Raw genomic sequence first — 14,285 nt, forward strand, 5'->3', positions numbered from 1 at the left:
CCTCGGCGCAGTCGCCATCGGCGGTCTGCTTGTCGGCACCTTTCTGACCCTGCTTTTTATCCCCCTGCTCTTTATCTGGACTGTAAAAGAAAGCCATGACCATAAAGGGTAAAGAAGCCAGGGTACCTTAAAAAAAACTTACCCATGAAACTCTGCAGAATTGTGGATGTGCCTGCTTTATCAGGTTAGTCTACGGTCAAAAATCACTGGAAATCTCAATTGACAAGAAATTTAAAAAGAAAAATGTCAGTCCAGATTATTTTCAAACCAGTACAAGGTGATTTTTGAAATACTCCTGACAAAACAACCACATCCACAGACTCCCAAACAGCAGGGAGTGTTGTATTTCCTTTATTCCAGAGACCGCCCTGAAAGGCATTTTTCAAGGTGGTCTCAAATCCTTTGCCCGTCACGGGACTTCCAGCCACAATCTCCACGAAAAAACATAACTCCTGCTTGTGAAAAATTGCCCGGAAACAACATTTTATTGAAGGCTGTATCAGGCCTGGAAAGACTCTGTAAAAAAATAATTCGACTAATTTTGTCTTTCGAATTCATTATGATATAATCCATCAACAAAACGATAACCGTTCTTTTACCAGGAGGAAATTCAATGAAATTTATTCGAAACGAGAAGGGTCAGGGAATGACCGAATATATCATTATTGTTGCTGTTGTTGCCCTTGCCTGTGTCGCGGCTTTTTCGTATTTCGGCAAAACAGTTCGCAACCAGACTGCAGCCATGAGTGAATCACTTGCCGGTGATACAGGAGCCGCAGGCGATGCCATTGGTGCTGCGAAAGATTCTGCAGACCAGGCTGCCACCGAGGGTGGAACAGATGTGACTCTGAAGGACTACAACACACGTGAAGCGGGTGGTAAAAAATAAAAACCACAGGCTGTGGGGAGACGGTTGGGTTATGCAGAACATGGGCGGACTGGATCGTCGTTGTCAGTAAAGAACATAAGCAAACTGCAAACCCGACCTTTCACGGACAGAAATCAGGGAATGAAAAAAGAAGCTGTCGCAGATTTTATGCCATAATTCTTTTTCCGGATAAGTAACAGGATGGTATCGGCCATTGCAACTGAGTAACAACAAAGGACAGTCATCTGTTTTTCTGCTGACTCTTATCGGCGTCGTCCTCCTCAGCACCATATTCCTCTTTCAATCAGGTCGATTGACCAGTGAAAAGATGCAGTTGCAGAATGGCGCTGACGCGGCCGCCTACGGTGCTGCAACACTGGAAGCACGTGCCCTTAATTTCACCGCCTATACAAACCGTGCCATGGCCGCCAATGAAGTTGCCATAGGCCAGATGGTGGGGATACTCTCCTTTGCGGATGAATTAAAGACATCAGGTCAATATATTGATACCTATGCCGGAATCCTCGAAATAGCGACTTCATGGCTCTTTGCCATTATCACCGTTGGAGATGTCATTGAAGGAATCATCACTGCCATTGTGGAAATTCTTGAAGATATCGGTGACGTAATCGAAGATGTCGGTGAAGGAGCTGAACAGGTCATGGCTGCCATCGCAACCCCTGTCACCTTCGGCCTTACAACAGTAAACCAGGTATACAGCTACAGCCAGGAAATATACCACTCTGTGACTATTGTTCTGGTAACCTCCAATATCCTGAAAAGCCTGGAAGACAATGTGCCGGGAACAACTCCTTTTAACATTCTCAATATGTTTGATAAAAACAAACCGGGTGCCCGTCTCTCAGATTTCGGTCTCCTGGCCCTGGTCGGCCATCTTCCATCCTACCTTAATACTCATACAAAACGATACAGTGCATCAAAACAGAAAAAACCTCACAACAAACCGGGGAAGGACAGCAGACAAATAAAAAAAGATAAAAAAAGGATCGCCCGGGAGAAAAAGAAGATAGAAAACGACAGGAAGAAAATAGCGGAAATACAAAAACAGATAAGCAAAGCTGCAAAAAAAGAAGCCAGAGATAAGGCAAAACTTGCCAAAGCTGAAAGACAATACAAAAAAGACAAGGCAAACTGCGATAAAGAGCAGAACGACACAAAGCATGGGAAATGCAATCAAAAACTGCAGAAAGAAAAGAAGAAAATCAATAAACTCAAAAAACTTGTCGAACAGGACAGAAAGAAAGTCGATAAACTCAAATCAAAACTGCATAACGCCAATATAAAACTCAAAAAAGACAAAAAAGATCTGGCTGCTGCTGAAAAAAAACTGCAGGATGACAGCAAAAAGGGCCATGGTTCCGCAAATGAAGAGAATGAAGGGATGCAGCGGATGGCCGCAACTATCCGGGAGGCAAGGGACCCGTTTTCAAGTGGCGGCCCACCGGTATGGGACAAAGATATTTTTGGCCTGGATTACAAATATTATAACCGTGACTGGGAATTCGGCTTTGGTTTTGACAAAAACCTTCACGTAGGCCCTCTCCATTTCGGCCACCTCAAGCTCTTTCTCGGGCTTGACAGCAAGGGAGGATCCGAAGTCAGACACAAGGGAAACAGCTATGTCTGGTCCGCTATTGACACAGCGGTCCTTGAAGCGGAACTGGTTATCATGGGAATCCCCATTGATCCCGCCATACCAGCAGGCGGTGGCGGTTACCAGGCAACCAACGGAAACGAGAAAGACATCCTCACCCCCCTGGACCTCCCGCCAACCCTGGGTGCTTATGGTAAACCGAAAGCATACGGCAGTGCCGGCTATCCATATGGACGGTGGGTGGCATGGGAAGGTGCGGCACTGGAACTTGAGGAAAATGAGGTGCCGGGATCCCCATACGGTGGGCTTCGGGCATATCGGGACATAAACGATCAGCCAAAGGATGACTCCAGCTTTACACTGCCGTTTGCAGCTCCGTTTTTTATGGTGGGGGTAATCAGGTCATACGATGATATCCACAAAAATGATCCAAAATTCGCAGGAAAACTGAACCTGATCAACGAGCATCCTGAGACCGACCTTGTCGGAGCCATTGCCAAATCGGAGCTCTATTTCAAACGACCGCAGGATCTCAGCTATTTTCTGCGTAGTGATAAAAAAAATGAACTTCCCAATGTTTTCAGCCCATTCTGGCAGGCCAGGCTGGTGAAAACAACAGATTTCGACCGTTTTCTGGCCATGGCAATACAGCACAAAAAAATCTGGCTGCCAAAGCACGAGGCCGAGGAGATACCCGGGATGAAAGGTCTTATCGCCCAACTGGAAAAGATACTCAAACTGTTTTGACCTCGGATATTTAAAGACCAATGAAAAATCAGGGAAAACCCAACATGATTTTCAACATGCAGGGACAGGCGGCAACAGAATTTATTATCGCTTCAGTCTTTCTTCTGATCCCTCTTTTCCTGATTGTGCCCCTGCTTGGAAAATACATAGATATTAAACACGCGGCTATTTCCCAGGCCCGTTTCGAGGCCTGGGAATATACGGTCTGGAACGGTCCCCACGAGCGGGTCATGAACGATATCAAAAGAAGCCAGAGTGCCAAAACCGCACAGTACACCGACACCCGTAAAAAAGGATTGCTCTACTTCTTCAGCGACCCCACGGATCCAGCCTACGGAAAACCATCCATGCAATTCAGGCACAACCCCGTATGGTTTGACCACAGGGGAGATTCGCTGTTCACTGAGCCAGGACAAATCATTACGGGTGGAGCCATCGCGGAACACAAAACCCCTGACGGCCTGAAAGGAATACTGGATTTTATCTTTGATCTCTTCAATGATGTGACCACACTTTTTGGCGATATAATGGAATTCGTCCATGTGGATGCCAAATTTGATGCAATATATACTAAAGGATATTTTACATCAGACGTCACCATTGAAACCCGCTCCATTGATGATATCCTGCCACGCTATTCACTCTCTGATGTGAAAACTGAAAACACCCCAACCCCCCTTCAAATCACGGCAAAGGCTTCTGTCCTTACGAATGGCTGGAACAGCGGCAGCACGGAAAACGCAACGGCTGAAACCAGGGGACTGGTTTTCACCGCTGCATTAAAACCGATCAGCGATAGTGTGAATGGCATAATATCCGGTCTCAACTCAACTCTCTCCCATATTCCGTTTCTGGAAATACAACTGCCCTCGGCACCGGATTTCGGCTACGTCAAAGATGACCTCGTTCCGTATGAATATATTGAGGGAAATTCAAAAAAACTAAAGAACCATGAGGGGTTATATTACTATGAATAAACAACCTCTCCTCTACTGTCTCCTTGTCCTGTGTATTCTTTCTGTAGTACAGCCCTCATACGCCTTCGGTTCACCGAAAAAAATCCCCTCGCCGAAATGGCTGGACATCACGGGTATTGCCAAGAGTATGCTGATTAACGGGTTGCCCTCAAAAGTATATTATTTTGAAGCATACCGGAACGCTGAAGATCTGCTGAAATTCTACAGACAGAAATGGAGTGACAGAGGCCCCCGTAAATCCGGCTACAGAGAAGCTCATGTTGCTCCGTGGAATGTCATTTCCAGGCTCGAAGGAAAATTTTTATACACGGTACAGGTCCAGCAGGATGAGGATCTGCATATCAGGGGATATCTTGCGGTTGCCGACCTTGCCGGAATCCGCAGGCAACAGACCAGGTCCATTCCCAGGATGAGCGGCAGTCAGATTATCAATGATGTCTCAAGCAGTGATCCCGGAAGCAGGGGACGTACCCTGCTCCTTGTCAATAAATTTTCCATTCCCAGTAATACAGCCTACTACCGACAATATTATACGGCGCGTGGCTGGAATCTGATCATGGATAAAAGCGGAGAAAAGGGATCGGTTTTATCTTTCCGGCAACATAACAGGCAGGCTCACCTGGTTTTAAGCAATAGCGGAAAGACCACAAAAATAGTCATGACACTGATGGAAAACGGATAATACCATGACCGGTGCCAGGAGTCCGGTCTTTTATGCCCTCGGGCTGTAACAGAGTAATGAAAATCCGACTGAGGCAGAACATCTTTCGGCGCTGAGGATTTTCAGATAAATCAAGGAACAGAAAATGATGACCATCAATTCCGACCCATTTTTCAACCAGCGTGGACAGTCCACTGTTGAATACCTGGTGATTGTGATGATTCTGCTTATCCTCCCTCCCACGACAAAAACAATTTATCAGGTCATGAGCCACACCATGCATGATAAATACAACAGTTATGCATTTGCTGTCTCCATTTCCGATCCTCCCAGCAAAAAATTTGATGATGAGGTGAAAAAGGATATAAACAAGGTTTCCCATATCATTAATTCCATAAAACAAATAGGCCATATTATAGGAACACAGATCATACCCGATATTTTTCATGGCCAGATGCCGTCCAGTGACTCGATCAAGGATCTCATGGAACTTATAAAAAAAATGTTCTGATACATATCACTGTGCATTCAATATAATGAAAAACCATCCAGGTAGCTTCGGCTGACAGGATGCAGGTGATTTTATAATTAAACCTTCAACAACAACGTCTGTTATGAAAACTCCCCGCAAAGACAACCCCCAGGGCAAAACCAGAAAACTCTTTATTGCGGCCCTGGTCTTTGCCGTCCTCGCCGGCCTGGGAACGGTTTTATACCTCAATTACCTGGAACGCAGCTTAAAAAAACGCCTTGCACCACAGAAAAAAGAAATGACGCATGTCATCGTGGCCAGCAGGAATCTGCCGGTCGGCAGCGTGGTGAACACTTCCACCATGTCCGTCCGGACAGTACCGAAGGATTACGTCAACAGCGATGTCTTCAGCCCAAAACAATTTGAATCCATCAAGGGCGCAATCCTGATAAAACCCCTGCAGCAAGGAAAAATGCTGGCACAAGATTATATTGATCTCCGTATCCCCAAAGACTTCGCAGGTACTATTCAGCCCGGGCACCGGGCGTTCAGTATCCAGGTGGATGAAATAAACTCAAATTCAGGAATGGTCAGACCGGGTAACTTCATTGACCTTTTCGTTAAAATTTCCGCCGGGAGCCTGCCCTCTGCCGGAGAAAACAGTAGCGGTGATGTCATTATTCCCATTCTTGAAGATGTACTCGTTCTTGCTACCGATAAATCAACCGCCCGTCCCAACGAATATGAATTTAAACATTCCAGCACCGAAAACCGGCATCGCGCTTATAACACCTTCACCCTTGAAGTCACCCCGAAGGAAGCCGCCATTATCTCCCTTGCCGATTCACGGGGAGAGCTGGTTACCGCGCTGCGTAATACCGCAGACACCAGCGGGATCCTTTTCAGCAAAATTGATATTTCCGACCTCATAACCAACACCAGGGAATTGCTGGAGGCAGCTGTCAGCAAGCGCCACAACAGAAACCTCAGCGGCATCCACCTCAACAGCAAAGGGCAGCTTGTTACAAGAGACGGCATCGTCATCAAAGATCCCAACGTGCACCTGAACAGCAACGGCCTGGTGGTCACAAAAGACGGCACCGTTCTTTCAGGACGCGACCTGATTGTCGGACGCGACGGGCACATTCGGACAGCTGACGGAAAACTTGTCGACACCTCCAGCCTGGTCGCAGGTAAAGACGGAACACTGGTTGACAGTAACGGGACAGTCCTTGGCAGTAACGGCTATAAAACAGCCAAAGGCGGTTTTCTCATTGACAGAAAAGGACATGTTGTCACCAGTGATGGTCAGGTTTTATCAGGCCTCACCGTTGGCAGGGACGGCAGGGTACGGACCAGAGACGGAAGAGTAGTTACCGCCAGTCAGTTATCTGTCGGAAAGGACGGCAGGGTCCATTTTACCCCGGCCATGACTGTTAATAAAGACGGCACCATTACAGACTCCACCGGCAAGGTGTATACGGCCAGGGATCTTGTAACCGTAGGCAGGGACGGTACTGTTCGGGCAAAAGACGGGACAAAGCTGCCGGGTATCCACCTGGACAAAAACGGAAAAGTCGTCGATGAGAATGGAAAGCCACTTACCGCCGCTGAGATCGTTGAACGGGAAAAACAGGCCGGGGCAGGCGGTTCACTGCCCTTCGACAAGAGCATTGTCCTTAAAGGAGTGAGCGCCACTCAGGATCCGGACTTTTTATCCTCCATTGGAAAAAAACGCACTCCCTCGGTTCGACAATATATTCCTTACGAAGTTGAGTACATTGTCGGAGGGGCAAGTTCAGGCTCCGCAAAAACATTCAAGGTACAGATAGAAGACGATAGCGGCCAGACGGTACAAAAAAAATAACAAGGTTTTTACAGAAATGTTTTCAGGACACGACAAGTTTAGATCCAATATTATTTGTCACGCCCTCAATATCATCAGGACAGGCACTATGACATTGCATACTTTTAAAAACAAATCCTTTCCCCTTTCCAGGCTATTTCTTCTTTTATGCTGTTGTTTGACCTTTTTTTCCGCCCTGCTTATCTCCCCATTCCAGCTGATGGCCCGTGACAGTATCTCAATGTTTTTGGGAGAAATCAAGGTGATGGAGATAGACAAAATTGAGAGGGTGGCCATCGGCAATCCAGCCATAGTCAGCAACTCAATCCTCCCGCAGGGTCAGCTGGTTCTGCTGGCAGATTCCGTCGGTGTAACAACCATGCATATCTGGCTGAAAAACGGGAAAGAGCAGCAGTTTGACGTTATTGTCAATGAAAAAGAAAAAATGGACCTTTTTGTTGAGCTATCAACTCTCTTAAAGGATTTCCAGGGTGTTTCAGTACAGCGTATCGGGGAACTGACGGTCGTGAAAGGAAAAGTTCCCCAGAAAAACAAGGCTCAATATGATCTCATTATGAAGAGATACAAGAACGTGCTGAACCTTGTTACGGCAAGGGATGTCCGTTCTGAAATTGCCACTCTCCTCAAGGAAATCCCCAACCTGAGTGTCCGTGATATTGGAGGCTATACTGTCCTTACCGGGGAGGTGAGCCAGGAGATGAACGCGCTGATCTCCACCGTCGAAAAGAAATATCAAAATATCATGAACTTAACCCGTACCCAGAAAGCCGTCACCGGCAAAATGGTCTATATGAAGGTCAAAATCATGGAGCTGAGTAAAAGCATTACAGAAAAACTCGGCATTGACTGGGGACTGGCCAAAAAGGGATTGACCGGCCCGTCTTTTGTGTTTGGCCTTGAACACTCACGAAGTGGCGGTACCGTACTGAACGCAGATGGCACCTCCAAAGTACTCACCGCTCCCAAAGGCCCCAATCTACAGACTTCAAGAGGATATTTCGGTATTACCACCAGCCTTACATCCATCATAAATCTTTCCCTGCAGAACGGCAACGGGGTCATCCTGGCGGAACCTCAACTCAGCACCCGGTCAGGCAGCAAGGCAGAGTTCCATGCCGGCGGTGAGTATCCTATTTCAACAACTTCCGTCACAGGTCAGGTCAATGTTGAATATAAAAAATACGGTATCATATTAAAAGTTGAACCGCTGGTGGATGCCAGCAACAACATCCTGGCACACCTTGAAACAGAGATCAGTACTATTGATACGGGGAATAATTTTGGCGATTATGTCGGCCTTCTGACCCGGAGTACCTCAACCGATGTCAGCCTGCGCGAAGGGGAAACACTGGTCATAGCGGGCCTGGTGCAGGATCTGGCCCATAACGACTACGACAGGGTGAAATGGCTCGGAGAAATACCTATCCTTGCCCCCCTGTTCAGTTCTCAGGATTTTAAAAACCAGCGTTCAGAACTTGTTATATTTGTAACACCCTATATTTACGATCCATCCGCCCCCATAATTGCTGAAAAGAAAACCCAGAGCGAAAAAATCAAAAAAGAATTCGATAGTCTTGTGAAGGGAAAAGAGATCCTGGAATAGTCAATAAACGACACCTGGCAACTGTTAATCACAGCAAAGAGATCATCTGATAAATGCTTACAATTATCATTCAAAATGAAAAAGGCATGGAGCTCGACCGCAGACATTGCGATGCCACCAGTTGCTCAATCGGCCGCTCCGGTAAAAATTTTGTCTCTCTCAAGGGATGGCGTATCGCCGGAACCCATGCACAGATTGACGAAAAAGACGGTGGACTGTTTGTCACCGACATCTCATCCGGTATCGGTACCCTGGTTAATGGCGAATCAATCACCACCTTTGGGCCGCTTACGGAGAAAGACATCATCAGCATTGGCAATTACCGGATCTCCGTCATTCCTGATAAAATCAATCGTCCCGCTGCAAAGAATGATACAGATATAAAACCTCCGGCTCCGCAGAAAAAATCGTCCCCCGTCCCATCTTCTGAAAATGCGGACCAGGCAACCGACAACAGTCATTCCCTGCAGAAAAGCTATGGAGTCCGTCAGTCTCCGGTGGAAGAAAACAAGGCTGAATATATCCGTGATAAACAACGTTTCACGTGGCATAAAAAAATACATAAAAAATTGATGGAAGCCATGGACTTACGCCGTACTGACGTCGAATCCATGAATAACGAAGAGTTGGCCGAAACCATTAAAATGCTGGTCACCTCCATTGTCAAAAAGATGTCAGCCAGTCTCCCCCCGGAAGTCGACCGTGAACGACTGGCCAAAGAGGTAATCGATGAAGCCATCGGTCTCGGTCCGCTGGAGGACTTACTGGCTGATAATTCCATCACTGAAATCATGGTCAACAGGTATGATGATATCTATTTCGAGACTGATGGCAAGTTACGAAAATCAAAAATCACCTTCAGCAGCAACAATGCAGTCCTCTCGGTGATTGAACGTATCGTATCTCCCCTGGGCAGACGGATAGACGAAAGTTCGCCAATGGTTGACGGCAGGTTGCAGGATGGTTCCAGGGTAAACGCGATAATTCCTCCTCTTGCAATTCACGGGCCCTGCCTGACTATACGTAAATTTTCCAAAAAGAAACTGGATATCAGAGACTTTATCCGCTTCGGCTCTATCTCGGAACCGATGGTACTGTTCCTGCAAAACGCAGTCCGCTATCGAAAAAACATTATCATATCAGGTGGAACCGGCAGTGGTAAAACCACTCTTCTCAACGTACTTTCTGATTTTATCTCCCATGATGAACGCATCATTACCGTGGAGGATTCCGCCGAGTTAAAACTTGGCCAGCCCCACGTTGTCTCCCTGGAAGCCAGACCGGCCAACATGGAAGGAAAAGGAGCAGTACATATCCGCGATCTTGTCAAAAACTGCCTCCGGATGCGACCGGACCGCATCGTCGTTGGAGAGTGCAGAAGCGGCGAGACTCTGGATATGCTCCAGGCAATGAATACCGGACATGACGGCTCCCTGACCACTGTCCATGCCAACAGTCCACGTGATCTTATTTCCAGACTGGAGGTAATGATTATGATGGCCGGCATGGAGCTTCCCGAAAAAGCCATACGTGAACAGATTGCCTCCGCCGTGCACCTGATTGTACAACAGTCCAGATTTTCTGACGGCAGCAGAAAAATCACCCATATCACAGAAATCACCGGTATGGAAACCGGAGTTGTACAAATGCAGGATATCTTTGTCTTTAAACAACTTGGGATTGGAGAGGACGGCACAGTTCTTGGAGAATTTCAAAGCACAGGCCATATCCCCGAATTTTATGAAACGCTGAAGCAACAGGGTGTCTCTGTTGATATGCGTATTTTTCAACAGGAGAACTTGAACAATTAGAATCATCCGGATGCTGACACGACACCACCACATCGGTATGACAGTTCCCCGCTGTGGCCGGAAGAGACTGCTGCCCGGCGAACTATTATCTGTATCCACCCGTATTTATAAGGAGAATATTACGATTGAATACACAATTTTTTCTTCCTGAATCATCAGTGACTGCCAATATTATTATCACCTGCCTGGTCTCTGCTTCGGCTGGTATTTTTGCCTGGCTGTTTTTCATCAAGATGTACGATAAGATGAATCACTACAGAGATGTTGTCACGGAAATGACAACTGACAAGTTCTCTGAACTTTTCATGTTTATCGATATTTCCAGGTATTTTTATTACTATATTTCGGCTGTCTTCCTGTTCCCTCTCATTGTCGTCATTCTCTCCGAAAAAATATCCCTCGGCATCCTTGTGTTTTTCATCATACTTTTTTCCCCCTACCTCTTCCTCAAAACAATGATTAAGAAACGGTTAAAAAAATTTGAAAAACAGCTTCCCGATGCCCTGTTAATGCTTTCCGGTTCCATCAAATCAGGCTCCAGCCTGCCCATTGCCTTTGACAACCTGATAAAAGACAGCTCTCCGCCACTTTCCCAGGAATTCAGTCTCTATGTCCGTGAAAGAAAACTGGGAGTGGATCGAAATACAGCTTTTAATAACATGGAACACAGGATCCCCCTGGAAGATCTCTCCCTTGCCCTGTCAGCAATTCGCATATCCAGTGAGGTCGGAGGTAATCTTGCTGAAACACTTGAATCACTGGCAGAAACACTTCGCAGAAAGCTGGTTATGGAAGGCAAGGTCGAAAGCCTCACCGCCCAGGGAAAACTCCAGGGAATAGTTATGAGCTGTCTGCCTGTATTCCTGCTGCTTGCCCTGCTGCGCATAGAGCCGCAATCCATGTCCATGTTGTTTACCACCAAGATCGGCTGGCTGACAATGATCACCATTATCTGTATGCAAACCCTCGGGTTTCTGGCTATCAGGAAAATAACCACGATTGATGTATAAAATGGAAACTTATTTCAATATCGCACTGGGACTTACTGTCGCCACGTCTGTGTTCCTGACTCTAATGGCTGTTCTACAATTGAGTCGGACAGTCCCGGAAGACGACCGGGAATTCAAAGATCCCCTGCCTTCACTGTTGAGTTTTATCTGGCCTCTGGTGCGTATCATCGCCTATTATCTGTGCTCTATGCTGCCATTTCCCTACCTCAAAAGTGTTGAGGAAAGACTGCGGCGTAACGGGCTTGCCTATATGATGATGGCCGAAGAATTTATAGCCCTGCGACTTTTTTCTGCATTCATTATCCTGCTCGTCGGCTATCTTTTCCTTAAAATAACCGGCCATTGGAATCCCATACTTTACCTGGTTCTGCCGGGAGCAGGTTTTTTCTACCCCGATATCTGGATCAGGGACATCAGGAAAAAACAGGTAGAAGAGATTCTACGTTCTCTTCCGGCAAATCTCGATTTTATCACCATGGCTGTTGAAGCCGGACTGAATTTCTCCGGTGCCATTGAACAGGCAAGAAAAAAAGCACCTCCGGGACCGCTGGTGATTGAATTCGGCATCGTTCTCCGAGATATCCGTTCCGGTATCAGCCGCACAAAGGCATTGCAGCGCATGGCGGAACGTCTGGAACTCCAGGAAATAACGAGTTTCGTCAATGCTGTTGTTCAGGCGGAAAAAATGGGATCGAGCATGGCAACGGTACTGCGTGTTCAGGCGGAACAACGTCGGAGCGAACGTTTTCAACGCGCCGAAAAAAAAGCCATGGAAGCCCCCGTCAAACTCCTTGGCCCCCTGGTCATTTTTATTTTTCCGACCACCTTCATTGTCCTTGCTTTCCCCATTGCCATCAAATTTATCCAGGGAGGATATTTTTGATTACCGGAAAAATCTTCATAAACTCATCACGGATTCCTCTCTTTTCCCATATAAACAGAACGGAAAGCTGTTTTGAGCGAATACGTGGACTGCTTGGAACTGCAAGTCTTGAGGAGGGACATGGGCTTTTGATCAAACCCTGCAATTCAATTCACACTTTTTTTATGAAAATACCAATTGATGTCCTGTTTCTTGACAGAGAGGACAAAGTCATCCGTATTAAATCACATATGAAACCGGGCCGACTGTCCACATGTCTGCAGGCCAGCTCGGTCCTTGAACTTATGGCGGGACAGGTTCATATCTCTGGAATTCAACAAGGAGACAGGCTGACATGGACGACTCGATAATGAACCGCATGCGTTTTCTGTTCGTGCCCTTTTGCATCTTCTTTATAGTTCTGGTACAGGGATGTGCGTCAAAAGACCTTCTCAAACTGCGCGATGAGGCATCCCTGTCCTACTTCAACAAGGATTACAGCAGTGCCATCGCAAAACTGGAAATATTGACCAGGGAAGTACCAATGGATGCGGATCTCTGGTTCAGGCTGGGTAATGCCTATGCAAAGTCTGACAAACCGCAGAAAGCAGTTTCAGCCTACCAGAAGGCCCTTCTCAATGATCCTGAAATGGGTAAAGCATGGTACAATATGGGACTTATCCAGACACGAACAGCATTAAAAACTTTCATCGACATGGAACTTTATTCGAAAGACGATGATCCGGTTGGCATGAGTGGAGAACAAATGCGCCTTGGCCTTATGAAACTGCTGCAACAGGAAGATGATAAAAAATTACAATAACAGGTATCAGACTGCCCATGAAACTCAGTCGGATTGGGGTAACTCTCAAGCGGGACAAAGCATGACAGAATTTCTCGTTATTCTGCCGGTGATGCTGCTGCTGATCTTCGGAACAATTCAGTTTGCACTTATCTTCCATGCCAAAATCACCTTGAACTATGCAGCATTTGAAGCTGTCCGGGCAGGAACACTAGGTCATGGGAAATTTGAAGAAGTCAGGGAGGGCTTTGCCCGAGGACTCGCGCCCTTATACAGTTATTTTGAATCTGACAGTGACCTGCGGAAAAAACGCCATGACAGCAGTTACACTGCAGAAGATCAAATCGGAGCCTTTCAAATCGCCAGAAACAGAATTTATAAAGAGTTTGATTCTCCCAACAAGCTTATCCGGATTGAGAGGCTGTCACCGTCAGATGCGTCCTTCCTTGATTTTGCCGCTGATGAAGAAATAGCAAATGATACACTCAGTTTTCGCTCTTCACGTGTACACGAGAAATCAAGAACATCCATTCAGGATGCCAACCTGCTGCACCTCCGGATCACCTACTGGTACCCCCTTTATGTGCCTTTTGTGAATAAATTGATATTCAATACGTTTATCTGCTGCAAAACAAAAGACAGTAAAAATTCTTTCTGCAAATGGGCACAGGATCCTGTCTGTATCGATAAAGATCAGGAACCGGTGATCCCTCTCACTGCGACTGCAGTCATGCGGATGCAGACTCCGATTGAACAAAGCGACGGATACAGCAGGCACTCCCCTTAAACTTGAAGGTAACTTTCTGTTTTCAAGGTGCCCCCCGGTTTTTCTTCTTACCCGTTAAAATTCCATCCGAACCTGGGCACCAAGGGTTATCGTGTCCGTATCGATGTCCTCTTTTATCGCATCAAAATCCCAGGTTTCAAACCTGTAATTGGCATTGATATCTACATAGATTGCCGGCAGGACTTCCAGCTCAACTCCTGCAC

Annotated in this window: 13 protein-coding genes; all 13 read left to right on the forward strand. The window is 46.6% G+C overall.

Features of this window, described 5'->3' with window-relative positions:
• The first annotated feature begins 613 nt into the window (after positions 1-613).
• The 13 genes from ACXLDX_RS14645 to ACXLDX_RS14705 all read left to right on the forward strand — a co-directional run bounded on the left by ACXLDX_RS14645 (position 614) and on the right by ACXLDX_RS14705 (position 14,082).
• A complete protein-coding gene (locus ACXLDX_RS14645) occupies positions 614-889 on the forward strand; it encodes a hypothetical protein (RefSeq protein WP_457577929.1) in 276 nt (91 codons plus the stop codon).
• Positions 890-1,082: 193 nt separating this feature from the next.
• On the forward strand, positions 1,083-3,230 hold the full coding sequence (locus ACXLDX_RS14650; RefSeq protein WP_457577930.1) for a pilus assembly protein TadG-related protein: 2,148 nt from the start codon (positions 1,083-1,085) through the stop codon (positions 3,228-3,230).
• A gap of 44 nt (positions 3,231-3,274) precedes the next feature.
• Complete coding sequence (locus tag ACXLDX_RS14655; protein WP_457577931.1) at positions 3,275-4,207, forward strand: hypothetical protein; 933 nt, start codon at positions 3,275-3,277, stop codon at positions 4,205-4,207.
• Positions 4,200-4,889, forward strand: coding sequence for a hypothetical protein (locus ACXLDX_RS14660; RefSeq protein WP_457577932.1), 690 nt, complete (start codon positions 4,200-4,202; stop codon positions 4,887-4,889). Before ACXLDX_RS14655 ends, ACXLDX_RS14660 begins: the two co-directional genes overlap by 8 nt.
• A gap of 124 nt (positions 4,890-5,013) precedes the next feature.
• The gene (locus ACXLDX_RS14665) at positions 5,014-5,379 is read left to right on the forward strand and encodes a hypothetical protein (RefSeq protein ID WP_457577933.1); all 366 of its coding nucleotides are present in this window, start codon (positions 5,014-5,016) and stop codon (positions 5,377-5,379) included.
• A gap of 103 nt (positions 5,380-5,482) precedes the next feature.
• Entirely contained in the window at positions 5,483-7,207 is a 1,725-nt protein-coding gene (cpaB, locus tag ACXLDX_RS14670) for a Flp pilus assembly protein CpaB (protein ID WP_457577934.1), read from the forward strand.
• An 88-nt stretch (positions 7,208-7,295) separates the two neighbouring features.
• The gene (locus ACXLDX_RS14675) at positions 7,296-8,810 is read left to right on the forward strand and encodes a type II and III secretion system protein family protein (protein ID WP_457577935.1); all 1,515 of its coding nucleotides are present in this window, start codon (positions 7,296-7,298) and stop codon (positions 8,808-8,810) included.
• Positions 8,811-8,863: 53 nt separating this feature from the next.
• Positions 8,864-10,621 (forward strand): TadA family conjugal transfer-associated ATPase, encoded by a 1,758-nt coding sequence (locus ACXLDX_RS14680; protein ID WP_457577936.1) that lies wholly within the window; start codon positions 8,864-8,866, stop codon positions 10,619-10,621.
• Between the two features lie 125 nt (positions 10,622-10,746).
• Positions 10,747-11,631, forward strand: a complete 885-nt coding sequence (locus ACXLDX_RS14685; protein WP_457577937.1) for a type II secretion system F family protein — start codon at positions 10,747-10,749, stop codon at positions 11,629-11,631.
• On the forward strand, positions 11,624-12,514 hold the full coding sequence (locus tag ACXLDX_RS14690; protein WP_457577938.1) for a type II secretion system F family protein: 891 nt from the start codon (positions 11,624-11,626) through the stop codon (positions 12,512-12,514). Before ACXLDX_RS14685 ends, ACXLDX_RS14690 begins: the two co-directional genes overlap by 8 nt.
• Positions 12,511-12,864 carry a DUF192 domain-containing protein gene (locus ACXLDX_RS14695; RefSeq protein ID WP_457577939.1) on the forward strand — a complete coding sequence of 118 codons (354 nt, stop codon included), beginning with the start codon at positions 12,511-12,513 and terminating at the stop codon, positions 12,862-12,864. The genes ACXLDX_RS14690 and ACXLDX_RS14695 overlap by 4 nt, the downstream gene beginning before the upstream one ends.
• On the forward strand, positions 12,849-13,316 hold the full coding sequence (locus tag ACXLDX_RS14700; RefSeq protein WP_457577940.1) for a tetratricopeptide repeat protein: 468 nt from the start codon (positions 12,849-12,851) through the stop codon (positions 13,314-13,316). The genes ACXLDX_RS14695 and ACXLDX_RS14700 overlap by 16 nt, the downstream gene beginning before the upstream one ends.
• Before the next feature lie 61 nt (positions 13,317-13,377).
• Entirely contained in the window at positions 13,378-14,082 is a 705-nt protein-coding gene (locus tag ACXLDX_RS14705) for a TadE family protein (RefSeq protein WP_457577941.1), read from the forward strand.
• Positions 14,083-14,285 lie beyond the last annotated feature (203 nt).

It is taken from the genome of Desulfomarina sp., assembly GCF_054039375.1.